Raw genomic sequence first — 24,130 nt, forward strand, 5'->3', positions numbered from 1 at the left:
CATTCATGAAAATAAGTAAAAAACCCGTCATTTTGGCATTGCTGGCTATCACGCTAGTGGCAGGGTGCTCCAGCCCGCAAGCGGAAACGCCGCCTACGGAAAAGGTGGAAGCGGCAACCCCTGTACAGGTTGAAACTGTTGCTACAGGCACGGTCGTATCGGATTCTGGTCTCACGGCAAAGCTGGCGCCGAGTGAGGAAGTGCAAGTCTCCCCGAAAATGGGTGGGAAAATTTCTTCCCTGCCAGTCAAACTGGGCCAACACGTGACAAAAGGTCAAGTATTGTTCAAGCTCGATGAAAAAGATCTGGTGAACGGTGTCAAGCAAGCAGAAGCATCCTACAACGTATCCAAAGCCAGCTTAAATCAAGCAGGCAGTAGCTCTGATCAAGGCTTGGTTCAAGCGAAAAATAGTCTGAAGCAGGCAGAAACTGCTCTTCAGGATGCAAAAGTCAACCAGCAGCGGATGCAACAGCTCTTTTCACAAGGAGCGATTTCCGCGCAACAGATGGAGCAGGCAAATTCCCAGCTGACAACGGCACAGACCTCTTATGATAACGCGCAGCAGACATTGCAATCTGCGGGGCAAAAAACAAGCGTGCAAGTTTCCGAAGCCTCTGTACAGCAAGCGCAAGTAAGTCTGCAAAATGCTCGTGAGCAATTGGCGAATGCGACTGTGACATCTCCGATCAACGGATACATTTCGAGCGTAAACGGTGCAGTTGGTCAAATGGCAGGCCAGCAGCCGGTTGTGGTCGTTGTTAATACGAACCCACTTCTGGTAAAAGCGAATCTGTCAGAAGCAGATATCACAAAAGTAAAAGTAGGAACAACCGTAAAAGTAAATGTACAATCGACAGGAAAAACGATTGATGCCAAAGTAACGGCAATGAGTCCAGTAATGGATTCGCAGCTCAAGGCATATCCAGTGGAGATTACGATTCCAAACCCATCCAATGAGCTGAAGTCCGATATGGTTGTGAATGTAACCTTCCCAACCGTTGGGGAAAGTGGAGCAAAATCAATCGTGGTAACGCGCGGTGCAGTTTTTGATCGCGATGGAAAACAATATGTATTCAAGCTGGAAGGTGACATTGCAAAACAGGTCGAGGTCACGACAGGCAAATCCTCCAGTGATCAGATTGAAATTTTGACAGGCTTGTCTGCCGGCGAAAAGATCGTGGTAAAAGGGCAAACACTGCTTCAAGATGGCGGCAAAGTCACGATTCAGTAAGAAAAAGAATAGCAGGGAAGGGGCGGAGTACATCCGCCTCTTTTTTCTTAAGTGGACCAGATTTATCCATCCTCTTGTTACGTTTTGTGCCAAATAGTAATACATAATAAATATTATGTAAACTAAAATGTCACGGATTTAAGACAAAGTGTCATTCCTACTTTTGAAGGGGGAAAAGATTCGATACAATGAGAGGATAGTGGATAAAATACCCACCGGAGGTACATATGACTGGCGATATTACTGTGTTTGTGGCTTTTGCAGCAGGTTTTCTCTCGTTTATTTCTCCTTGTTGCCTGCCGCTTTATCCGTCCTTTTTGTCTTACATAACTGGGGTAACGATTGATGAAGTAAAGAAAGGGAGAGCGGTTTTTCGCAAGGAAGCCTTCTTGCATACCTTTTTCTTCATTGTCGGGTTTTCGATCATTTTCGTTGCGCTGGGGCTGTCTACATCTTGGATCGGAAGCTTGTTCACCGACCAGCAGGACTTGATTCGTCAACTGGGCGGTATTTTGCTTGCTGTTATTGGTTTCGTTATGCTTGGCGTGTTTAAAATGGATTGGATGATGCGCTCTTTTAAAGTCGATTTAAAATCGAGGCCATTGGGGTATACTGGGTCCATACTGGTGGGAATGACGTATGCAGCAGGATGGACACCTTGTGTGGGACCCATTCTTTCTGGCATTATCGTCATGGGTGTATCCAATCCTTCAAGCGCATTGGCTTACACCTTGGCGTATACGCTCGGTTTCGCCATTCCATTTTTTGTCATGACGTTCTTTATCAGTAAGGTGAAAGCGATTGTGAAGTATTCCGACCTGTTTATGAAAATCGGAGGAGCCATTATGATTTTGTTCGGTATTCTTCTGTATACAGATAAACTGACGGATATTACACGCGTTCTCATTCAAATGTACGGAGGCTTTACGGGATTCTAACTCAGTAGGGCAGAGGTGACACAATGAAAAAGCTGTTGCTCGCGGTGATCGTATTATTGGGGGTAGGACTTGCTGTTTGGGAAAAACCTCAAGAAACAACCGCAATCGTAGCAGAGGTTCAAAAACCGGAAGTTGGCTTTGCGGCTCCTCATTTTACACTGACAGGATTGGACCAGCAGACGTATAAAGTAGAAGGAAAAAGGGCGAAACCATTGGTCTTGAATTTTTGGGCTTCCTGGTGTGGACCATGCAAGCTGGAAGCGCCTGATTTACAAAAAGTCTATGAAAAATACGGCGGACAGGTTGATCTGTATGGTGTGAACGTCACAAGTAATGACAGCCCGGAAACAGCCGTGGCCTTCGTCACCAACTACAAGTTGACATTTCCGATACCGATGGATGTAGCTGGAACGGTGTCGAATCGTTACAAGGTGATGGCTTTCCCAACTACTTACTTGATTGACGCGGATGGGATCATACGAAAGAAGATAATTGGCATGGTTGATGCGCCTACACTGGAGCTGGAACTGCGCCAGTTGTTAAGTCCAAAGCCATAATGAACGCAGATTAGTCGCTGGGAGAGCATCCTCCGGCGGCTTTTTCTATTTGTGACACATATGACAAAGCCCATTTTGCAGGTGAATATCTTGATTTTGTATGCTTGCCTAAAGAGCGGGGGTGTTCTCTTTCATAGACTGGAGTGATCCAGGGCAAAGGGAGGAAAACGGATGGCCAAGGGCAAAAAGGTAAAGAAGAATACGCCACAGCACGCCAATCAAGTACAGCTGAAAATCGTAACGTCCCATACATGTCAAGTATGCAAGCAGCAATGCGCACGAGGGATGGCATATCTGCAACAAATGTCCCAGCCTGGCGCGATCGGCTTTGGTGTACCATGCATCCTCACTAAGCAAAAGCAATAGTTCGTCCTTTTCCGTGTGCGGAATCGTGTGTTCACGAGAGAGAGTCCCTTCGTGCGGTGAGAAGGGATCCACAGCCTGCCTCCAATTTGGAGCTGCCTACGGGTGGCTCTTTTTTCATTTTTTATGAGGAGTTAGGGGTGGGGAAATGTGACAAAAGTGGTTCAGGAGAGCCAACATTTCCTAACGAGACATGAAAGAGTATCATTTCAATGTAAGAAATTAAGCAGATTTATAGAAAGAAAAAATAACAATGTATAACAATCTAGGCTCGATTATTTCAATCAATATAGAGGAACGTTTTGAGTACTAAATCGTCTTATTCTAGTGAAGCGGTGATGACAATCATAAATCAATTTATTCCAGTCATCAAGAAGCATGCTAGAAATCTTGGGCATGCAGATCGATTTTGAACGATAAGATACGCGAAAAGGAATTTAATCAAGGAGGGATTATAATGAAAAAAGCACTTTTGAGTATAGTCGTACTTTCAATACTTGCTGGATGTGCGCCTGCTACCAGCTCAAATGTTGAAGTGCAGCCTGTTTCAAATGGGAGTGTTCCAATTGAAGAAGACCTCCTAAAAAAAATGAAGATTGTAAATGAAGATAGTGAAATCGGCTCAGGAGAACTAACTAAGGAGAATATTTCATTAGGGGGTATTCATATTGGAGATTCAGCAGAAGCCGTACGCAAACTACTTGGGGAGCCAACAAGTAAAGGAATGTTAAACTCTACGCCTTTTCCATTGTGGCACTACGAAAAGCAAAATATATACGTTGCATTCTATTATAAAGGAGGGAACAATCCCTCACCAGACAATCCAAAAGGCGGGGTTGTAAGCATAGTTGTTAACGAGCCATCTGACGTCAAAACAGATCGTGGTTTTGGTATTGGAAGCAGTCTAAAAGATGTGATGCAAAGTTTTCAAAGTGCTTATGCCTATGAAAAACGGAAGGATACAGATACACAATATGTGGTGATTTCAGGTTCAAGTTCATCTGGTAATGTCTTTTATCCATCGTTAAGAGTGTTATTAAAAGGAGACAAGGTAACGAGTATTAATATAAGCAATGAAGAAGAGCAACCATAAAAAGGAGAGTGGGATTCCCTCTCAAAATGACCAGTCAGCATCGTTAAGAACAGCGTTAAGTCGCCGACCTGGATAAGTATCACTTTTACTGCCACTCATGAAATGCCCTGTATTCCATGGTGACGCACCAATTCTTGAGCGAACAAACGCTATAACTATTTCATTATTCGATAGATTCAAACCTATGAGAGGATGCAAAATTCTATGATTTTGTCTGAGCAATACAAAGCATTGTCTAAGCCGAATTTTTCTATAATGCTTGAACTGTTATTTTCACCATCAAGTTTTAATGAAATATATTTACATCTTGGGCATACAAAGGAATCTGAAGATCAATTAAAATATTCGATTAGGTATGCTACGTTTTCATTCATGGAGCCATATGAAGTGTTAGAAGTCCCAGTTGAGCAAAGTATAGCAGAAAAAATTGAAGAGATACTTTGTGGGTCAAAGATTAGTATTATTCCTCAAAGATATAGTATGGGACTAGATGGACATTCTTACATACTAAAAGTAAATAGAGGATTCAATAAAATTGAAATCAGGTGGTGGTGTGAACCTGATGAGGAGTGGGCACCACTTGGAGAATTAGTTGAACTTATATTTAGTCAACTACCTAAGAAAGTAAGGGATTATTAGAATGTGGATACCTACTTATGGCTTGCATGCTGGTAGGTTTACCGGCTGTGTATTATACTGAAGGGACTGATGAAAACAAGGGAAAGGAGCAAAATTGACATGCGTCCATTACAAATATCACCGGAGACGGCAGTCAAGCTGGCGGAAGCACTTCAGGTACCCTTGGAGCGTCTTATGCACATGCCGCAACATATCTTGTTGCAAAAAATGATGGAGCTGGCTAATCAAGAAAAGGAAGCAAACGAAGCAGCGAATAAAAACCAAGAATAGGCGAGCGATACAAAAGGAGGAGAAGAGATGGGGGCAAATGTAGCACATAAATTCCGTACGGGGCTCAAGCCACAGGCGTTTGTGGAAAACATGACAAAAAATCAGGATACATACCAAAACTGGTCGGATGCATTCTCATGGTCGGATGAACAAGACCGTGCATTTTTTACCTCTCTCCAGCATCGTGATGACCTTAGATGCTTGATTTTAGCTGCGGACTGGTGTGGTGACGTCGTTCGCAACTTGCCAGTCGTGTTGCATGCCCTGAAAGAAACAGATATGCCAGTAGAAATGATGGTGATGGAAGAACACCTCGATCTCATGGATGAGTTTCTCACAATGGGCGGTCGAGCGATTCCAGTTGTTATTTTCGCAGACACGGGTGGACATGTTCTCGCCAGATGGGGACCGAGACCAAAGCATGTACAAGCTATCATGACGGCATTCAAGCAACAAAACCCGGACCGAAACGCCTCAGATTATGAGGACAAGATCAAAGTGGCGCGCGCCGAAATGCTCAAGCAGTATGGAGAAGGCACTGGCTACCAGCAAGTGATTGTCAAAGAGCTGAGAGAGCTGCTATCCTCAATCTAATCTCTCACATCAATAACAGGGCGGAGTTCCGGCTCCGTCCATTTACATGCAGAAGGGCTGATTAACATGTATTACTACGGGAATGAAACGATTATGTCCTTGGAGCAGGTGCTTCGCTTAAAAGCATCGGAAATTCGAATTCTGGAGTGGGTACGTACCTACGAGTTTTTAGAAAACAGTTATGGGATAGATGAAGCCGTTCCCTACTTCTTAGAGATAAAATGTGAAGAAGGGCAAGTGAAGATTCGCAAAAACCGCATACTAGACTTCCCGGAATACTCCTGTGAAGGAGAAGCAACCTTTCAAGAGGTAGACGAAGCACTGCGCGTTTTTCACGAGTGGGCACAGGAGATCTTGGCGAAGAAAGAGTTAATCTAAAAAAAATATTGACGTCAAACAAAGTTCATGATAAATTAATAAATGTCGCTTCTGGTTGAAGAGAGTAGACGTAGAAGATAGACAGCACATATTGTGGGGAGATAGTGAAGTGGCTAAACACGGCAGACTGTAAATCTGCTCCCTCCGGGTTCGGCGGTTCGAATCCGTCTCTCCCCACCATTGATTTTCTTTGGATGATGTGCTAATTTATTCATAGTTTCACTTGCCGGTGTGGCGGAATGGCAGACGCGCGCGACTCAAAATCGTGAGGGAAACCGTGGGGGTTCAAGTCCCTTCACCGGCACCATATCAAAAACGAATGCACACTAACCATGATGTTTACAGACACATGGATGGTGTGCTTTTTTAATATACGGGAAACAATTTTAAACAGCGGCGAGTCTAAGACTTGATTTTCAGGTCTTAGGTCGCCGCTGTTTCATTTTAGGGTAACGAAAATTTGCTTAAAAGTTCAATTCTGCAATCGTCTCCCCGAACAGAACCATGCCATTTTTTTGAAATCCGAGTGAAGCGTAAAGATTTTCAGCTGCGACATTGGCCGGGGCATAACCAATGACAATTTTTTGACAATCTTCCTTTGCTTTCAGGATATCAATGACTTGCGAAATTGCAGTACGTCCGTAGCCTAGTCGTTGGTACTTCGCATCAATTAAGAGTCTGTAAATCCAGTAGTTGCCATCGTCGGGGTCAAGCCCATACATGACAAAGCCAACCATCGTGTCATCATGGTAGATAGCCAAAGGAACAAATGTAGTTTGAAACTTTGCTTCAGCGATGGAGTAGAGGTTCGGAGCAACAAACTCGCTCTGTTCGGGAGTAGGTTCCAGTTCAATACACTCTTCCCAGTTTTCCAAAGTTACTTCACGAAGTGTCACAGACATCTAATCACATACATCCTTCCGGGGAACTGTTTTTGCCAATATATTACATTTTATCCTACGTGAAAAGAGAGTCAAAATCAATAGAGTGAACAAATTTTTTTCTGTTTTATGCAGCGCTACAGAAAGGGGAAAGAGAAGAATTAACCCAATTTTCAGAAATAACAATTTATGGAAAATTCATTTGACACTACAGAAGAGTCATCTATATAGTTGGAAATGGAAGTATCTGTAACCGATTTGATTTTTTACCATGACTGGATTGTGATTACATCTGCACAATTCAGAAAGGGGGATATGCTTTGCGCCAGGATAAGAAGCAATGGAAGGTCGGTTATCCTTTAAGTCATCCACAAAAGCGTATCTGGTATACGGAAAAAATGCATCCACAGCTTCCTGTCCATACGTTAGGGGGGATGGTGCGGATTCAGGGAAAGGTAAAACTGGATGTACTGGAAGCGGCCATTCACCTGTTCATTCAAAAGAACGATGCTTTGCGACTCAACTATCAGGAGGAAGAGACAGTCCTTCAGTTTGTTGGAGAGTACGAACCGCAGCCATTGCAGGTGTTTGATTTCAGACAGGAACCAAATGCCCCTGATCGGTGCAGACAATTCCTGCAAGCCTTGTTTGCAAAGCCGTTTTCGATCGGACAAGATCCTCTGTTCTACTTTTGTCTGATTCAACTGAGTGACGAAGAAGCAGGGTATTTTGTAAAGCTACACCATTTGATTGCTGATGGTTGGTCCATTTCAATCATGACAGAACAAATTGCTCACTATTATGACACGTTGTTGACAGGCGGTACCGTTCATGTAGGAGATGAACCCCCTTATCAAGCTTTTGTCGAAAGGGAGCATACCTACTCTCAGTCTGAGAGATTTGAAAAGGACAAGCGATACTGGCGGGACAAGTTTCAGAGCTTGCCTGTGATCACGACATTACAAAAGGCAACAGATACTACCGAAGGAAAGCGCAAAGTCTATGCATTCGACCGTGAAGATTCGACAAGAATACGTCAGTTTGCAGACCAGATGAAATGCTCGCTAAATTCCTTGTTTGTGGCTGTCGTCAGTCTTTACCTTCAGCGTTGTGCGAGGCAAGAAGAAATCGTGATCGGTACACCGCTGTTAAACCGTTCAGGCAAAGTGGAGCGCAAAATATTCGGGATGTTCACCAGCACGATGCCTTTTCGTCTGGCAGTGCCGATGGAAATGGCTGCTTTCGATTATGTTAAATATGTCAACAGGGAACTCACTTCCTGTTTTTTTCATCAGAAATATCCGTACGATTTGCTGGCTCAAGAGTTGGAGCTGAAGAAACATGGCTATGACAGCCTGTTTCAGATTTGTGTAAATTATTACAGCACGCAGCTGCCATTCACTCTTGGCGGGTACCCCGTGACCAATGAGGAGTTTTACAACGGTCACCAGTTGTATTCGCTCCAAGTGATTATCAGAGAATGGGCAACAGATGAACGATTGACGCTGGAATTGGACTATAAGATAGCCGAGTACACGGAAGAGGATATAGACCGAATAGCGGATCATCTTGTAAGGCTACTTAATCAGATGATCTCGAATTCAGATATTCCGCTCTCCAATCTGGACTTTCTAACTGACGAAGAGTTGACATTACAACTCAATACGTGGAACGATACAGCGGCTTCCTATCCCAGCGAGAAGACGGTTGTCCAGTTGTTTGAAGAGCAAGTAAAACGCTTGCCACAGGGAGTTGCATTGGAGTCAGAGGGGCGCACGCTGACATTTCAGGAACTGCATGATCAAGTGAATCGACTCGCTCAGTCGTTACGAAACCGAGGAGTTGGCCCTGGCGTAATTGTGGCGTTGCTGGCAGATCATTCACCAGAGATGATCATCGGGCTGATGGCAGTGCTAAAAGCTGGCGGGGCTTACCTTCCGATTGATCCTCAACTCCCTTCTCAACGCATTGAATATCTGCTGTCTGATTCTGGAGCGGACATGTTGCTTCGTCACACTTCGCGAAGAGAGGATATTTCGTGGTCCAAAGTAATCCTGGAGCTTGGTGATTTGTCCCTGTATCGCAATGGTGGCGAAATCCTGGAATCGGTTAATCAGCCAGATGATTTGGCCTATGTCATTTATACCTCAGGCTCTACTGGAAATCCGAAGGGAGTCATGGTTACTCATCGGGGGTTAGTCAACTATATTTCGTGGGCGAAAGACCGCTATCTCTCCTGCCCGGAAGAAGCGTTTGCTTTCTATTCATCACTGGCATTTGATTTGACGGTTACGTCCATTTTCTGCCCGTTGGTGAAGGGAAACCGGATGGTTATCTATCCGCACTCCGATTCAGAGTTTGTGTTATCGCGAATCTTTAGCGATGGACGCTCCCATGTTGTAAAGCTGACACCTGCCCATCTGTTTTTGCTGCAAGAAATGGCGCTTCCTTCTACTACGGTGAAGAGAGTGATTGTGGGCGGCGAGGACTTGAAGGTGAGTCTGGCTGAGGCCATTCATGCGAAATGGAACGGACAAATCGAAATTCTCAATGAGTATGGTCCTACTGAGACAGTAGTCGGGTGCATGATCTATCCATACGATCCTAAGTCCGATGTCGAAGGTTCTGTACCGATTGGACATCCGATCAGTAACGTGCAGCTCTACATTTTGGATTCATATGGGAAACCAATCCCGATTGGAACGACAGGAGAGCTATTCATCTCGGGAGATAGTATGGCACGAGGGTACCTTAACCGCGACGAATTGACGCGAGAGCGTTTCCTACCCGATCCGTTTCAGCCAGGTAAAGTGATGTACAAGACGGGCGATCTGGTTCGCTATCGGCCAAATGGAGTCATGGAGTATCTGGGGCGTGCTGACTATCAGGTGAAGATTCATGGTTACCGCATTGAATTGGGTGAAATTGAACAGCAGCTCCTTGGTCATTCTTCTGTGCGTGAGGCAGTAGTGATCGATCGCATGGATACGTGGGGGCGGAAGTACCTTTGTGCATATGTGATCACGGAAACATCTTTCCGGGAAAAAGAGCTCCGCGAAGAACTGGCAAGTCGATTGCCCGCCTACATGATCCCTTCGCAAATCCTGCAGCTTGAACAGTTTCCGTTGACTTCAAATGGCAAGGTAGATCGAAAACAGCTTCCCGAACCTGTCATGGAGCGAAAAGGTGCGGAGGATGAAACTAGGCCTCGTGACGAGTTTGACAAGCTATTGGTTGAAGTGTATGAAGACGTGCTTGGTCATTCACCGTTTGGGCTACATGACCCGTTTTCCCAACTTGGGGGGGATTCGATCAAGGCGATTCAGGTTTCCTATCGATTGCATCAGCGGGGAATCAAGATTCCAGTAAGAGACATCTTGATATATGACACGATTGCAGAACTAAAAGCGGGAAGTGACTGGAGCTGGGGAGTGGAACAGATCTCACAAGAGCCGTGTACTGGCGAGTTGCCGTCATCTCCCATCGTTTCTTGGTTTTTGTCACAACAGTTCGGCAATGCTGATCATTGGAACCAGTCGTTGCTCCTTGAAAGCAAGAAAAAAGTAACGCTGGAGGAGTTTGAAGAGAGTCTGTCTGCACTGGTTAATCATCACGATTGTCTTCGACTCAATTACTCTGCCAAAGAGGGGAGACTCTTTTACAATGAGCGTCACCTTCACAATCGAGTGTCCGTGACTTGCGTCGACCTTGCATCCTTACCGCAAGAAGAACAGGAGAGTAGAATGCTTGAGGCGATGAAAGCTTGCGCTGTTAGCTTCAAGCTAGAAGAATCATTGCTGCTTACCGGTTGTCTCTTTGAATTAGGTCCCGATCGACCGCAGCGATTGTTTCTGACGGCCCATCATCTTGTTGTGGACGGTGTCTCCTGGAGGATTCTCCTGGAAGATTTGATGAGCGCCTTGGCCAGTCTTCAACGGAATGAGCCGATTGTTTTGCCAGATAAAACACATTCGATGCAAGCGTGGGTAAAGGAAGTCTCCTCCTTTTACCAGTCGGATCAGGCAAACAAAGAAAGAGCATATTGGGACATGTTTTCCATCCCGGAAGACAAACTTCCTACTGACTACGATTTTGGCGAAGACTTAGTAGAATACAGCACGACATCTACACGCACACTTTCAGCCGAGATGACGTCGCGACTGTTGACAACGGCCAACCGAATGTTCAACACGGGTCCGCAAGACCTATTGGTTGCAGCACTTACCCGAACATTGTGTGATGTGTTTGATAGGGAGCGTCTCATGCTGGTAATGGAGTCGCATGGCCGTGAGTCTTCTATTCATACGATGAACGTAACCAGAACAGTAGGATGGTTTACCAGCATGTATCCTGTTTTGTTCGAAACGAATCCATCCAATCGGACTGATCACCTAAAAGCAGTAAAGGAGAAATTGCGCCAGATTCCGATGGGAGGGCTTGGGTTTGGTTGGCTTTTCCCCCATCTGCTCGCGGCAGAGGAAAAGTCCCAAGTTCGTTTCAATTATCTGGGAACCGTTGATAATCAACTGAGCGATGATCTGGTTCTCATGGGAGGAAACTTGGCGGTTGATGCCGGAGTGGGTAATCATCTGACAGCACTGCTTGACGTGGCTGCTCTCATTCGTCAAGGAGAACTTCAGGTTTCTGTTACGTACAGCTTGCGTAAGTATAGCGAGGAGACCATGGAGAAGTTACTTGCGTTGTTTATCCATGAATTAGAGCAGCTCATTGATCATTGCTGCCGCCAGGAGATCCCTGAATTTACTCCATCGGATTTTGAAGATGTGGAATTGACGCAAAAAGAGCTAGATTTGCTGTTTGGTTAACAAGCGAATGACATACTTGAGCGAGTGTTACGAGAAAGCAGATATGACGAGTGTTTAATGAATGACGGGAGGGATTACATTGAGTACCAAGGTGCTAATGGGGAAAAAAGGATTTGAGGAGTTCGCAACAATTGTCGGCTTTACAGAAGCTGAAAAGGAAGAACGCGGTGCATTGCTGGAGCAGTCTTATATGCCATTCAAGGTGACTCGCTATTATGCCGAGTTGATTGCGAGTCAATCAGAGCCTTATCGTACCCAGATGATCAATATCGTGCTTCCGCCACCGGGAGTGAAACCCTATAAAGGCCGTTTTGATCCGTATGGAAACAAGTCGTACCGTCAGGATGAAACAGCTTTCCTGCAACATAAGTACAAAAAGACATTGTTGCTTCACATCGACGACTTTTGTATTGCCAACTGCCAGTTCTGCTATAAAGTGAACGAAATCCGCCACGAGGATATTGGATACACCAATATTATGGAAAAAGCAGAAAGGGCCGTGCAGTATTTGGAAGCCCATCCGTTCATCGATAATGTCCTCTTTACCGGTGGAGACCCTGCTTCCTTCCGTAAAACCTCTGACTTAATCAAGCTGATTAGCGCTCTATTGAGTGTGAAGAGTATTCGACTCGTTCGCTTTGCAACCAAGGCTTTGGCCTACGATCCTGCTCGTTTTCTAGATGGAGAGCTACTGGCGTTCTTTGACCAAGTAAGACAGACGCCCGGCAAGCAGGTAAGTGTGATTTCCCAGTTCAATCATCCTGGGGAAATAAGTGATGTTTCGATTCAAGCAACGCAAGCACTGCTATCCGTCGGTGTACAGATTCGCGGACAGCCTGCCATTATTCGTGGCGTTAACGATTCTGTCGAGACTTTGATCGACTTGCAGCGTAAGTTTCTGGACAATCGAATCATTTCGTATTATTTGACAGTGTTTATGCCAGTCAGGGGAGTCGAGCAGTATGCCATTCCGCTGGACGAGGCGTTCCGGAATGTGGCCGAGTCCAAACGCAATCTGGGTGGTTTGGAGAAAAAAGGGGTACTGCTTACTTCGCACGACTTTGGAAAATTAGAGATTTGTGGCTTTTATCCGACAGCCGAGCGCCCTGAAAAAATTGTTTTGAAATGGCATCAAGCGGTCGGACCAGACTATCTTCCAGAGCGGTTGAAGGAATTAATCCCAACCCGTTCAGAAGACCTGATGATTTTAGACTACAAACAGGGAGAGATGTACTGCCTCGACCATGTTTTCGAACACAATGGCTTGCCGTACGTGAATGCAGATGGGGAGATTGTGGAAAACCTGTCGAGTGAAGCTGTTCGGTAAGGGAGTCAGGAGAGAAAAATTGTGATGAACAAGATCGACAAAAACAATATAGCTGACATTTTGCCGTTAAGTCCAACGCAGGAGGGCATGCTGTTTTACTACCGACTCCAAAAGGATTCCAATCTGTATTTCGAACAGCATCGGCTAACCCTTCGTGGCAAGTTTCAGCTGGAGTTATTTACGCAGGCTGTTTCGATGGCGTTTGAGGCCAATGAAATGCTTCGTACGGTTTTTCGCTGGGAGGGGCTTCAAGCCCCTGTCCAGCTGATTCTCAAGCAAAAGACATTGGAGATTCCTTATTTCGATTGGAGCGAGTTACCATCTGGAGCGCGGGAAAGAAAACTGTCTGCCTTGTTGTCACAGGATAAGCAAACACCTTTCACGCTTGAGTTGGGCAATACCATTCGCATTCAAGTAATAAGGATGGAGTTGTATCGGTATGAAGTCATATGGTCATTTCATCACATTCTCATGGACGGATGGAGTTCCGGCATTCTCCTAAGAGAGATATTTACAGCATATGGACAATTGTGCTCGGGGCTGACTCCGGCGATCAAACAGAAGGCGAAATACAAGGAGTATCTACGCTTTCTCAAAGAAGCATCGAAAGAACAATCGTTATCGTATTGGAAAGATTCCTTACAAGGAATTAGCTCGCCTACACCGCTTCCCTATATGCGGGATCGTAACGAAGAGCGGGGGTATTCTTCTTATCATCTCCGGCTCAGTCGAACGCTTACAGAGACATTGGAGGAAACATCCAAGCGTAACCGTGTGACAATCAGCACTGTGTTGCAGGCCGTATGGGGTATTTTGCTGCAAAAATACGGCGATACACGGGATGCTCTTTTTGAAGTGGCGTACGCCGGACGTCCTGCTCATCTCACCGGAGCAGAGGAAATCGTCGGCCTCTTCATCAAGACGTATCCGCTCCGGGTCAAACGGACTGAAACGACAACAGTCAAAGATCTGCTGGGTGTCATGATGGAAGAACAGCACCAGATGGCCCCGCATTTGTACGTGCCAGCAGTTGAGTTGAAAAACTGCTCAGAGATGGACGCACAAACCCCTTTGGCGCACAGCTTGTTCGTTTTCCAAAACTATCCGATCGACAAGACGCTGGCCGGATTGGAACTTGACTTTGAGCTAGAAAATATCACTTCACATGAAACAACCGATTATCCAATGGTGCTGGAAGTAACACCAGGTGATGAATGGACAGTCCATGTCAACTACCAGGCATGGAAGTTTCAAGCGAAAGATATCGAACGCTTGGCGCTTCACTATCTGAGCCTTCTCGAGCAGATTGCGGCTGATCCGGCTCAAGAGATTCGTGATCTTACCTTGCTCAGTGATCATGAGCGGCACGAGATGATCGAGGAACAGATGAAGGTCGTGCCAGTTCCAAGTAACTACTGCGTGCACGAGTTGATTGATCAAGCGGCAGAAAAAACACCGGATGCAGTTGCGCTTGTACAAGGAAAGCAGACAGTGACTTACAAGGAGCTACAAGAGCAAGCGAATCGCCTGTCTTACGCTCTGCAAAAGGAGGTGACAGATGCAGGTAGACCGATAGTTATCATGTGTGATCGTTCCCCTGAAATGATTACAGCACTGCTAGCTATCCTCAAAGCTGGGTGTTACTATGTCCCACTTGATCCAGACTTGCCAAAAGCGCGAATTGAACAGATCGTAAGCCAGATTCAGCCTAGTCTTATCGTGACAGAGGGCAGCTATCTGGAACTCGTTGCTGACTTGCAAACAAGGGTGTTTCGTCTGGATGAACCAGCTTGCTGGGCACAGGAATTAACGCAAATACCACAGCGAAAAGCGACGCCTTCGAGTACCGCATATGCCATCTTTACTTCTGGTTCAACAGGTACGCCAAAAGGTGTGCGTGTAAAGCATGATCAATTAATCAACGCTCTTTGGTGGCACATTGAATTTGTTGGGTTCGGAGTGCAGACGAGAACATTGCAGATCGCCACATTGACTTTTGACGCATCGGTTGTCGAGATTTTCTGCACACTCATCAGCGGTGGTACCCTTTGCTTGTTGCAGCGACATGAAAACAAATCCCCGCAAAAGCTTGCGGCTGCCATCGAGAGCCAACAAGCAAACGCGATACTCGTTGTCCCTACGATGTATCACGCTTTGCTTGACCACGCGGCTGATGGCTCACTGGATTCGATTCAAAAAGTGTTGTGTACAGGAGAGATGTTGTCTTCTTCGTTAGTGGAGCGACATGCGGCCTTGCTACCTCAAGCGCAGATGTACAACTTGTATGGTCCAACGGAAAATAGTATCTCGGCATCTGGGTATTGTGTACCGCGACAAGGGCCTTTTGAAAACCCGCTTCCGATTGGACATCCGAGTTACAACGTTCGTGTCTTTCTTCTGGACCAAGATTTTCATCTATTGCCCAAAGGGGTAATAGGAGAGATGTACGTAGGCGGGATGGGAGTAACGGAAGGATACATCGCTGACGAGGAAAAAACCAGAGCGTCCTATATCCTGACCCCGTATGGCAGGCTTTATCGTACGGGAGACTTGGCTTGCTGGACGGATGAAGGACATCTGCAATATTTTGGTCGCAAGGATTTCCAGATCAAGATTCGCGGCAACCGCGTTGAATTGGAGGAAATTGAAGCTGTCTTGCGCCGTCAGCCTGGTGTCCGGGAAGCAGCGGTAGTGGCCATTCAGGAGTCAAAGCGCGATCCTTATCTGGTAGCATGCTTGGTTGCGATGCATCCGATTGAGGAACATGTTCTGCGAGAAGCGGTATTGACTTATCTGCCTGACTACATGCTACCTGCCTTTTTCGTCCATCTTGATGCCTTACCTCGGACGCAGAGTGGAAAAGTAGACAAGACGGCCTTGCAACGTTTGGATTATACGCAGTATCGTTCGGGAAAGGAAGAGGCCCCGGCAGATGAACTTGAGCAGCAATTGGCACAAATATGGCGGGAGCTTTTGGCGGTCGAAAAAATAAGTGTGCACGATCATTTTTTCTCGCTAGGAGGCCACTCGCTGAAAGCGGCTCAACTCGTGACCAGAATGCAAAAAGAGAGTAAAACAGACATCACGATCAGGGATGTATTCCAGAACCCGACCATTCGACAATTAGCGGACCGCATCAGGGGTAGACAGCCGATATCCTACGCGCCGATTAATCGGGTGAGTCAAGCCGAGAAATACAGGGCTTCTTCTTCACAGAAACGAATTTTCGTGATGCATGGGATAGAAGGCGAAAGCACCAGCTACAACATGTCGGGTGTAATCGCGGTGAATGGTCATTTGGATGTAAGTCGAGTAAGAAGTGTGTTTAAGGAAATCATCCAAAGGCATGAAGCATTCCGTACTTCGTTTGCGGTACAGGATGGAGAAGTGTATCAATACATTAGCGACCATGTGCCATTTGAGATCCAAACCATGCATAGCGACGGCCGGACATTGGACGAACTGATGGAAGACTTCCGGCAATCTTTTGATTTGACGAAAGCACCTCTCCTTCAAGTTTGCCTAGTCGAGGTCACAGCCACTCAGCATTATCTGCTGTTCAACTCTCATCATATTATTTTGGATGGCATTTCACTGAATGTGTTAATGGAAGACTTCGCTAGATCGTATGTGGGTGAAGAGCTGCCTGTACTGCCAATTCAGTACAAGGACTACGCCGATTGGCAGTGGCAAAAGCGAGGTAGCGAGCAGTGGAATCAGCAGGAAAAATACTGGGTGGATACTTTCAGCGACCGAGTCCCGCTCATGTCTTTTCCGCTGGATTACCCGCGCCCTTCTGTTAAAACATTTCAGGGGGATCACCATACGTTCTATCTTACTGATTCTACGTACGGTGATTTGCATGCATTTGCCAAGCAGAACGAAGTGACTGTCCATGCTGTTTTGATGTCGGCTTATTACGTATTGCTGATGAAATACACGTCTCAGGAAGATTTCGTTGTCGGTTCACTGGTAGCTGGACGAAACCATCCTGATTTGGAGCGAATCGTCGGCGTCTTTATCAACTTCCTTCCGATACGCAATCGTCCTCGTGCCGATCTTGTGTATACGGATTTTGTACAAGAGGTTCAGCGCAGTCTGCTACTGGCCTACGAACATCAGGAGTATCCGTTTGAAGAGATCGTTGCTCGTAGCGCAGCAGGCATCCAGCAAACGCAAAACCCATTGTTTGATACGATGCTGATCTTCCATAACCAGCGCGAGCAAGAAGTCAGGTTTACCCTGGACGACGTGCAATTTGAAGAGGTTCCGCATGAATCGAAGACGTCGAAGCTTGACTTTAAGCTGGATATTACACCACTCGCTGATCAATTCAGATGCGTGCTTGAATACGATACCCAGTTGTTTAAATCGGAGACAATGGAAGGTTTCGCTGACAACTATTTGCGTGTCCTCACAGCACTTCTGAAGCATCCGAAACAGCGATTGGATGATGTTGACATCGTGTATCACCAAACGGAAAAAGAGGGCGTGATGAACCGCCTTCATCATGTCGGAGTTGCCGTTCCAGAACTGGGTCCGGCTCAAATCAGGTATGGCGCTCTTGGATTTGATGCGAGCGATTCCTTGCATGATCCAGAACAAAACGTGTATCTCTCGATGTGCATGAAACCGGGATGTGTACCTATCGAGCTCATCGCGCCTGTCGATGAAACGTCACCTTGCGTTCGTTTGTTGGAAGAGAAGGGGACGGGTCCGTACCATCTATGCTATTCTATTTCCAATATTAATCATTTCTTGAAGATGTTAGTTGATTCTGGCTTTAAATACGATTTGGTCAGCGCTCCGAAGCCAGCGGTGCTTTTTAATCATAGACTTGTTGCCTTTCTCTTTCTGGAATCGGTTGGCTTGATTGAACTTGTAGAGAGCGAGAACATGACGCATGACGAATGGCAAAGCAGCGATCAGCGATCTGCTGTCCGGTTGCTCACATCAGATGCTGAAAAGGCACTGTCGTTCTTTACGTTTCTGGGCTACCGTATTCACGAGAAATATCTGGATCGGCAATCGCAAGCCAGTATCATCACACTAGGCAAAGCAAGTGAGAGCAGTATCCAATTAGTCGAGCCCCGAATGGAGCAATCGCAAGAACAACGAGAGCTCATGAAAAGTGGTTCTGGCGTTTACCAGATCGAGGATCGGGTAGCGAACCTGACCGAACGGATCGACACCTTGATAGCGTGCGGCATCCCCGTTTCTTTTACAGACCGGGCAGGACGTAATCTGCAACTGACAGATGCCCCTTACCTACTATTAACCGACGGGAAATCAGCCGCCCAAAGACCTAAGCCGATTCTAGGCGAGTTTCATTCGGAAACAACGCCCATCTATTCCTTCGTTCAGGAACGTTTGCTGAAGCAGGAACAAGAAGAGGGGATTGTGGCTGTCAGATGTTTTGACATCGAGCTTCGGAGCGGAATCGAACTGTCGTATATGCAGCAAGCATGGCAAGCTCTCGTGCGACGTTTTCCTCTGCTGTCGCCCCAAGGCTTTTCCGAACCGATTCCGTTTGCGTTATGTGATTTACAGGAGAAAAGCGAGGCAGAGGCAACGGTATGGTTGCGGGATCAATTGACTGCCGAACAGAAGAGACCGTTTAAGGACAAAGCAGGAAGTTTGGTTCGATTTGAACTGATAAAGCTAGCTGCTGATCGCTATCGATTGATTGGAAGTCTACACAGCTCCTTTAGTGATTGGCGAGGTCTTGGACTCCTCCTGGAGGAATGGGAGGCTCTGTATCAGGCGATTGCAGAAGGGCATGAGCCTGCTGTGGAAGAACAGCCTAGCTACGAAGCATTCGCTGTTTGGCAGAAAAAAATGCTTTATTACGGACATCTCGAGGCCCAGCGTCACGAGTGGTTGACAGCAGCAAATCCACATTCTGCTCAACCTTTTGGTGCGGGAGGGGTAGCGACGCGACAAGTCGAGCAGTATATCGACCCGACAGGTCACGGCGACTTGCTGCATATAGCTACTCATTCCAATCAGGAATTGGGAGATATCTTGCTTGCCTCCTATCTGCTGTTACTTCGACAGGTCACTCAATTGCCGAGTTTGACGCTTGGGGTAGTGACGACGAATCGGACGCAAGGTGTGCTGGAACAAACGCTAGGTAACTTTGACAACATCATACCGCTCACTATCGATATGCAGACGATCAGTTCATTTTCACAATTAGTGGATCAAACGAAGCAAGTACGTGCTCGGATGGAAATGCTCTCGTTGTATCCGTCAGAGCACTGGCAAGCGACGACGCACATGGAATGGCCGACACTTTTTGTCAACCAGACGATTCCGTTCAAGGCTCAGTCAGCTGCTTGGAAACGTGAAGTCAAACGTTCAGTTGAGCCAGAAATGGCCGGAAGTCCGTTAGTTCTTCAGGTAGCAGAAACTTCGGAAGGTATCCATGTCGTTTTTACCTATGATCCCTCTATGCTTCAGACGGCCTATGTTGAATCGCTTTCTGATCGCTATGTGAAAATCCTAAAAATGCTAGCAGACAAATCCAAAATAAAGTAAAAGGGGTAGAGAAATATGGAAATCAGATCCTCTATTAATTTTCACGACGAACGCTTTTTGATGTTTGTACTGGACCAGATGGCAAATGAGCTTGAGAGAAACGGTGGAGAAGCGATCCGCATGACTCTTGGGAAGTCAGAAATGCCGCTGCATCCCGAAATTATCAATTCCATGCAACAGTCATTGAACAGCTTTGAAAAATATTCGCTCGTATATCCAGGTGGATTGCCGGAGCTGAAAGATAAGCTCGCAACCCACTATAAAACAAAATACGATGTGTCCATCAAACCGGAGAATTTCGTGATCAGTGTTGGTACCAGCACACTCTTCCGTAACTTGTTCTACCTCTTGCTTAAAGAGGGCGATGAAGTGTTGTTGCCACTTCCGTACTACTCGCTTTACCATTTCTGCGCGCTCTTAGTCGGTGCCAAAGTTCGTTACTACAAAATTGATATGGATACATTGAGACTTGATGTGGAGTCGTTTAAAGAGAATTTTACAGACAAGACGAAAGTGGTTGTGATCAACACGCCAGGAAACCCGTTGGGAAATATTCTTACAAAAGACGAATTGTATACGATCGACGGCATCGTAGACGGTCGTGCGGCTATTATCAATGACGAAATTTATGCGAATACCTACTTCGATGACGAGTGCGAATCCGTGATGCAGCTGAAAAATACCAAGTCTACGTTCATCACAACCGATGCATTTTCCAAAGCGTACCGGATGTATAGCAGACGTGTCGGATATGCGATCGTACCAGATGAGCTGGTGCAACCACTGACGGTCATTCAGCACCATACACTGCTCACAGCTGACCCGGTCGTACAGTTCGGAGCAATGGCTGCGCTTGATTACCAGCATGAGGTTGATCATTTGGTCCAACTGTACAAAGGTCGTCGGGACTACACGATCGATGCTTTCCAAAATGTAGAGGATGTCCGTGCTCTGCCAGCGAGAGGAAGCTTCTACTTCACGCTTGATTGCGAAGCGTTTATGAAGAGAAAAGGCATCAGCACCTCGCTTGAGTTGGCTACACAAATTTTCGAGGCTACACATGTGGCGACTGTACCGGGCTCTGACTTTGGTATCCCGAATACGCTGCGCCTCTCATACTCTGCCGCCAAGTATAACGAGGGAATTAACCGTTTGCGGGAATTTTTCACCACCACCTAAAAAGGGGAAGAGTCGCAATGAATGGACGTATGCAGCTCGATCTGGATCTGAACGAGTTTAACCTGCTCACTGATGAGGAAGCGAACTTGTTAACCCGAGTCAATCAGACAGACAAACCGTATCGCAACCAAGTAACAATCGCTGAACTGTTCGCCCGGCAGGCGGAAAAAACGCCTAATAGAGTCGCTGTGGTAGAGGCGGATCGAGAAAGAACATACGCAGAACTACACGCGGAAGCAAACCAGCTAGCCCGTATCCTAACAGATGCGGGTGTAGTTCCTTCGCAACTCGTAGGAATTCTCGCAGACAGGAGCTCCCGTATGGTAGCGGCAGTTCTTGCCATCCTCCAAGCAGGTGGGGGATACGTCCCGGTTGATCCGCATTATCCCCGAGCTAGAATTCGGTATCTTTTGCAGGATAGTCGCTGCAAGGTGCTTGTAACAGAATCCATTTATTTGGATGAGATCATACCCGATCTACCTGACAGCATCGAAACGATCATTTGTTTGGACGAGACTTCCTTCCATCACGAAGGATACAAGGTCTATACAGCGTCCGACATTCGCATCCAAAAGGATGAGGCGATAGCTCCGGCAGGTTCAGAGGATGATGTTGCTTACGTCATCTACACATCTGGTTCGACCGGTGCACCAAAGGGCGTCATGATTACGCACAAACAGGTTTTGAATACGTTGTTTTGGCTGGAGGAGACGTTTCCACTAAGCGAGACAGACGTAGTTGCCCAAAAAACCTCGATTTCTTTTACGGACTCGGTGTGGGAATTGTTTTGGCCGCTGATGGTTGGATCAAAGCTGTCTATTTTGAAAGAGGAAGACGGCAAAGATCCAGGAGCGTTGTATGACTGGTTGCAAGAGCAACGTATTACAGTCACCCAGTTCGTTCCAGCGATGATGAATGTGTTTCTGGCTCATGTGCATTCTCGTAAGGAACCAGATCCGTTGCCTAATTTGAAGTGGGTATTTAACGGAGGAGAAGCACTGACGGCTAATCTGGTTCGCGAATGGAATCGTCTGTTCCGTATCGCGCGAATCGCCAATATTTACGGGATGACAGAATCAGCGATATACGCTTCCGTCTATCTTTGCACAGAGCAGCCTGCTGAAGAAACACTCAGAATCCCTATAGGTGTTCCCATTGCCAATACTCATATGTTCATCCTTGGACAGACGGGGGAAATTTGTCCCCCTGATGTCAAGGGCGAGATTTGTATCGGAGGAATTGGCATCACTGACGGATATTTGGGTAAATCTGAGTTGACCGAGAAAGCATTTACGAATCATCCCATAACCGGCGAGCGCCTTTACCGTACGGGAGATGTCGGATTACTCAGCGAAACGGGCGTCTTTGAATATTTGGGGCGGATGGACGATCAGGTTCAAGTGCGCGGCTATCGTGTGGAACTGAAAGAAGTGGAACGCGCTGTCCTTCAGCATCCTGCTGTAAATCAGGTAGCTGTATTAGCTATGACTGATCAAATGGGTATGACCGAACTGGCTTGCTACTATGTAGGGCAAAAGGATGGCGTTCAGCCAGATGGGCTTCGTGCGCACCTGCTAGAGTGGCTCCCCGGATATATGATCCCGAGTTACTTTATAGAACTGTCTGAGATGCCGCTTACCCCGCATGGAAAGATCGATCGCAAAGCTTTGCCTGCTGTAAAGCCTGGCATCAGTAGTGATTACGTGCCACCGGCAAATCCTATCGAACAAAAGCTGGCTGAGTTGTGGTCGGAAGTTTTACAGATTCCATCCCCTGGTGTACTTGATCACTTTGTCGGACAGGGAGGACATTCGCTAAAGGCCATTCAGCTTTTATCCCGGATTGAAAGTGACTTTCAAGTGAAGCTTTCCATGCGCGACTTGTTTGATGCGCCGACGATTCGTGGTTTGGCGACAAGGCTCACAGGCAATCTCCAAGAAATGGAGCAAAAACCGATCGTCTTGCTCGCCGATCAGGAATATTACCCTGTCACGCGCGCACAAGAGAGGCTTTACCTGTTGTGGCAGTTGGAAGAAGATGCTACCAGCTACCATACACCGGGAGTAATGCGGATCAACGGTTCCCTTGATTCAGGCCGTCTTCAAGCGGTTGCGGATCAACTCGTCGCACGACATGAGGCGCTGCGCACCTCGTTTCATCTGATTGAAGGTCAGGTGAAACAAAAAGTACACAGTGACCTTTCTGTACAGATCGAGACATGGCAAGCGGACGAAGAAACTGTGGAAAAGACAATTGAACGCTTTTTCCGGCCTTTTGGTTTAAAGCAAGCTCCCTTACTTCGTATCGGCTTAATTGAGCTCTCATCAGAAGAGCATCTGTTAATTTTCGACATGCACCATATCATTTCAGATGGCATATCCAAATCCATCTTGCTTAAGGAGTTTTGTAACCTTTACCAAGGACAGGTGTTGCCGGAATTGTCGGTACAGGCCAAAGAATTTGCTTGGTGGCAAACAGAACAAGCTGCCGAGATTGGCTGGGTCGAGCATGAAGCCTACTGGTTGGATGCATTTTCCGAGCAGCCGCAACCATTGGCAATTCCGACCGATTATCCTCGCCCACAAACCATGACATTTGATGGCGATGAGTTGCTGACAGAGCTGTCTGGAGAGTGGTTGGAAAAACTCGACTCGTTCACCCGTCAGAGTTCTACGACGCTGTACATGCTTCTTTTGGCCGTCTATTCTGTTTTGTTATCCAAATACAGCAATCAGGCAGACATCGTCATTGGTTGCGACATGGATGGTAGACAACGAGCGGAGTTTGCCCCTGTTGTGGGAATGTTTGTCAACACCTTGGCCCTGCGAAGCTGGCCGAAGAAAGAATTGACCGTCCAAGAGTATATCGGTCAGGTACGCCAAAACGTGCTAGACGGTTTTGAGCATGGAGACTATCCATTCGACCAACTCGTCAGCCAAATTCAATTGACGCGCGATCCAGCAAGGAACCCGTTGTTTGACGCCATGCTGACCCTGCATCATGCAGCGGAGCAGCAAAAGGTCCTTCTCGATCAAATCGAGTTTGCTCCGTATGAGTTCAGACGTAGGGCTGCCATGCTCGATCTGGCTTTGGAAGTGGTTCATGCTGAGGATCACATATGCATGCACTGGCAATATAATACGAACCTGTATCACAGAAGAACAATCGAGAAGATGGCTCAAGACTTTGTCATTGTTCTGGAGCAAATGGTAGCCCACCCGAACCGAACCATCGGACAACTTCAGATCGGTCATGGAGTAGTACAAGTAGCACAGGGACAAGTGGACGACGATGACTTTGCTTTTTAAGAAAT

15 protein-coding genes and 2 tRNA genes are annotated in these 24,130 nt (G+C 46.6%); 16 read left to right on the forward strand and 1 reads right to left on the reverse strand.

Annotated elements, in window-relative coordinates:
• Positions 1–5: 5 nt before the first annotated feature.
• From E8L90_RS07240 to E8L90_RS07290, 11 genes are all read left to right on the forward strand, one after another.
• Positions 6–1,232, forward strand: a complete 1,227-nt coding sequence (locus tag E8L90_RS07240; protein ID WP_137028620.1) for an efflux RND transporter periplasmic adaptor subunit — start codon at positions 6–8, stop codon at positions 1,230–1,232.
• Between the two features lie 227 nt (positions 1,233–1,459).
• Positions 1,460–2,170 carry a cytochrome c biogenesis CcdA family protein gene (locus E8L90_RS07245; RefSeq protein WP_016743533.1) on the forward strand — a complete coding sequence of 237 codons (711 nt, stop codon included), beginning with the start codon at positions 1,460–1,462 and terminating at the stop codon, positions 2,168–2,170.
• A gap of 23 nt (positions 2,171–2,193) precedes the next feature.
• Positions 2,194–2,727 carry a TlpA family protein disulfide reductase gene (locus E8L90_RS07250; protein ID WP_137028621.1) on the forward strand — a complete coding sequence of 178 codons (534 nt, stop codon included), beginning with the start codon at positions 2,194–2,196 and terminating at the stop codon, positions 2,725–2,727.
• A gap of 171 nt (positions 2,728–2,898) precedes the next feature.
• Positions 2,899–3,093: a hypothetical protein gene (locus E8L90_RS07255; RefSeq protein WP_137028622.1), complete on the forward strand. Its 195-nt coding sequence runs from the start codon at positions 2,899–2,901 to the stop codon at positions 3,091–3,093.
• A gap of 454 nt (positions 3,094–3,547) precedes the next feature.
• Positions 3,548–4,183, forward strand: a complete 636-nt coding sequence (locus E8L90_RS07260) for an outer membrane protein assembly factor BamE (RefSeq protein WP_137028623.1) — start codon at positions 3,548–3,550, stop codon at positions 4,181–4,183.
• A 204-nt stretch (positions 4,184–4,387) separates the two neighbouring features.
• Positions 4,388–4,822, forward strand: a complete 435-nt coding sequence (locus E8L90_RS07265; protein ID WP_137028624.1) for a hypothetical protein — start codon at positions 4,388–4,390, stop codon at positions 4,820–4,822.
• Positions 4,823–4,921: 99 nt separating this feature from the next.
• A complete protein-coding gene (locus E8L90_RS07270) occupies positions 4,922–5,092 on the forward strand; it encodes a YycC family protein (protein WP_015891498.1) in 171 nt (56 codons plus the stop codon).
• Between the two features lie 27 nt (positions 5,093–5,119).
• Positions 5,120–5,686: a thioredoxin family protein gene (locus E8L90_RS07275; protein WP_137028625.1), complete on the forward strand. Its 567-nt coding sequence runs from the start codon at positions 5,120–5,122 to the stop codon at positions 5,684–5,686.
• Positions 5,687–5,752: 66 nt separating this feature from the next.
• Positions 5,753–6,064, forward strand: a complete 312-nt coding sequence (locus E8L90_RS07280; RefSeq protein WP_137028626.1) for a hypothetical protein — start codon at positions 5,753–5,755, stop codon at positions 6,062–6,064.
• Between the two features lie 95 nt (positions 6,065–6,159).
• Positions 6,160–6,244: transfer RNA gene (locus tag E8L90_RS07285), tRNA-Tyr, on the forward strand.
• 45 nt (positions 6,245–6,289) lie between these two features.
• A tRNA-Leu gene (locus E8L90_RS07290) sits at positions 6,290–6,371 on the forward strand.
• Positions 6,372–6,528: 157 nt separating this feature from the next.
• Here the strand turns inward: E8L90_RS07290 and edeQ are convergent.
• Complete coding sequence (edeQ, locus tag E8L90_RS07295) at positions 6,529–6,966, reverse strand: edeine self-resistance N-acetyltransferase EdeQ (protein ID WP_137028627.1); 438 nt, start codon at positions 6,964–6,966, stop codon at positions 6,529–6,531.
• Between the two features lie 299 nt (positions 6,967–7,265).
• Here edeQ and edeP point away from each other — a divergent pair, with 299 nt between their 5' ends.
• From edeP to edeL, 5 genes are all read left to right on the forward strand, one after another.
• Entirely contained in the window at positions 7,266–11,771 is a 4,506-nt protein-coding gene (edeP, locus tag E8L90_RS07300) for an edeine non-ribosomal peptide synthetase EdeP (protein WP_137028628.1), read from the forward strand.
• Between the two features lie 79 nt (positions 11,772–11,850).
• Positions 11,851–13,098 carry a lysine 2,3-aminomutase gene (locus E8L90_RS07305; RefSeq protein WP_137028629.1) on the forward strand — a complete coding sequence of 416 codons (1,248 nt, stop codon included), beginning with the start codon at positions 11,851–11,853 and terminating at the stop codon, positions 13,096–13,098.
• A gap of 24 nt (positions 13,099–13,122) precedes the next feature.
• Positions 13,123–19,638 (forward strand): edeine non-ribosomal peptide synthetase EdeN, encoded by a 6,516-nt coding sequence (gene edeN, locus E8L90_RS07310; RefSeq protein ID WP_137028630.1) that lies wholly within the window; start codon positions 13,123–13,125, stop codon positions 19,636–19,638.
• Between the two features lie 15 nt (positions 19,639–19,653).
• Entirely contained in the window at positions 19,654–20,817 is a 1,164-nt protein-coding gene (locus E8L90_RS07315; protein ID WP_137028631.1) for a pyridoxal phosphate-dependent aminotransferase, read from the forward strand.
• A gap of 17 nt (positions 20,818–20,834) precedes the next feature.
• The gene (gene edeL, locus E8L90_RS07320; protein ID WP_137028632.1) at positions 20,835–24,125 is read left to right on the forward strand and encodes an edeine non-ribosomal peptide synthetase EdeL; all 3,291 of its coding nucleotides are present in this window, start codon (positions 20,835–20,837) and stop codon (positions 24,123–24,125) included.
• The last annotated feature ends 5 nt before the right edge of the window (positions 24,126–24,130 follow it).

Source organism: Brevibacillus antibioticus (assembly GCF_005217615.1).
In the GTDB taxonomy this organism is placed as follows: Bacteria; Bacillota; Bacilli; order Brevibacillales; family Brevibacillaceae; genus Brevibacillus; species Brevibacillus antibioticus.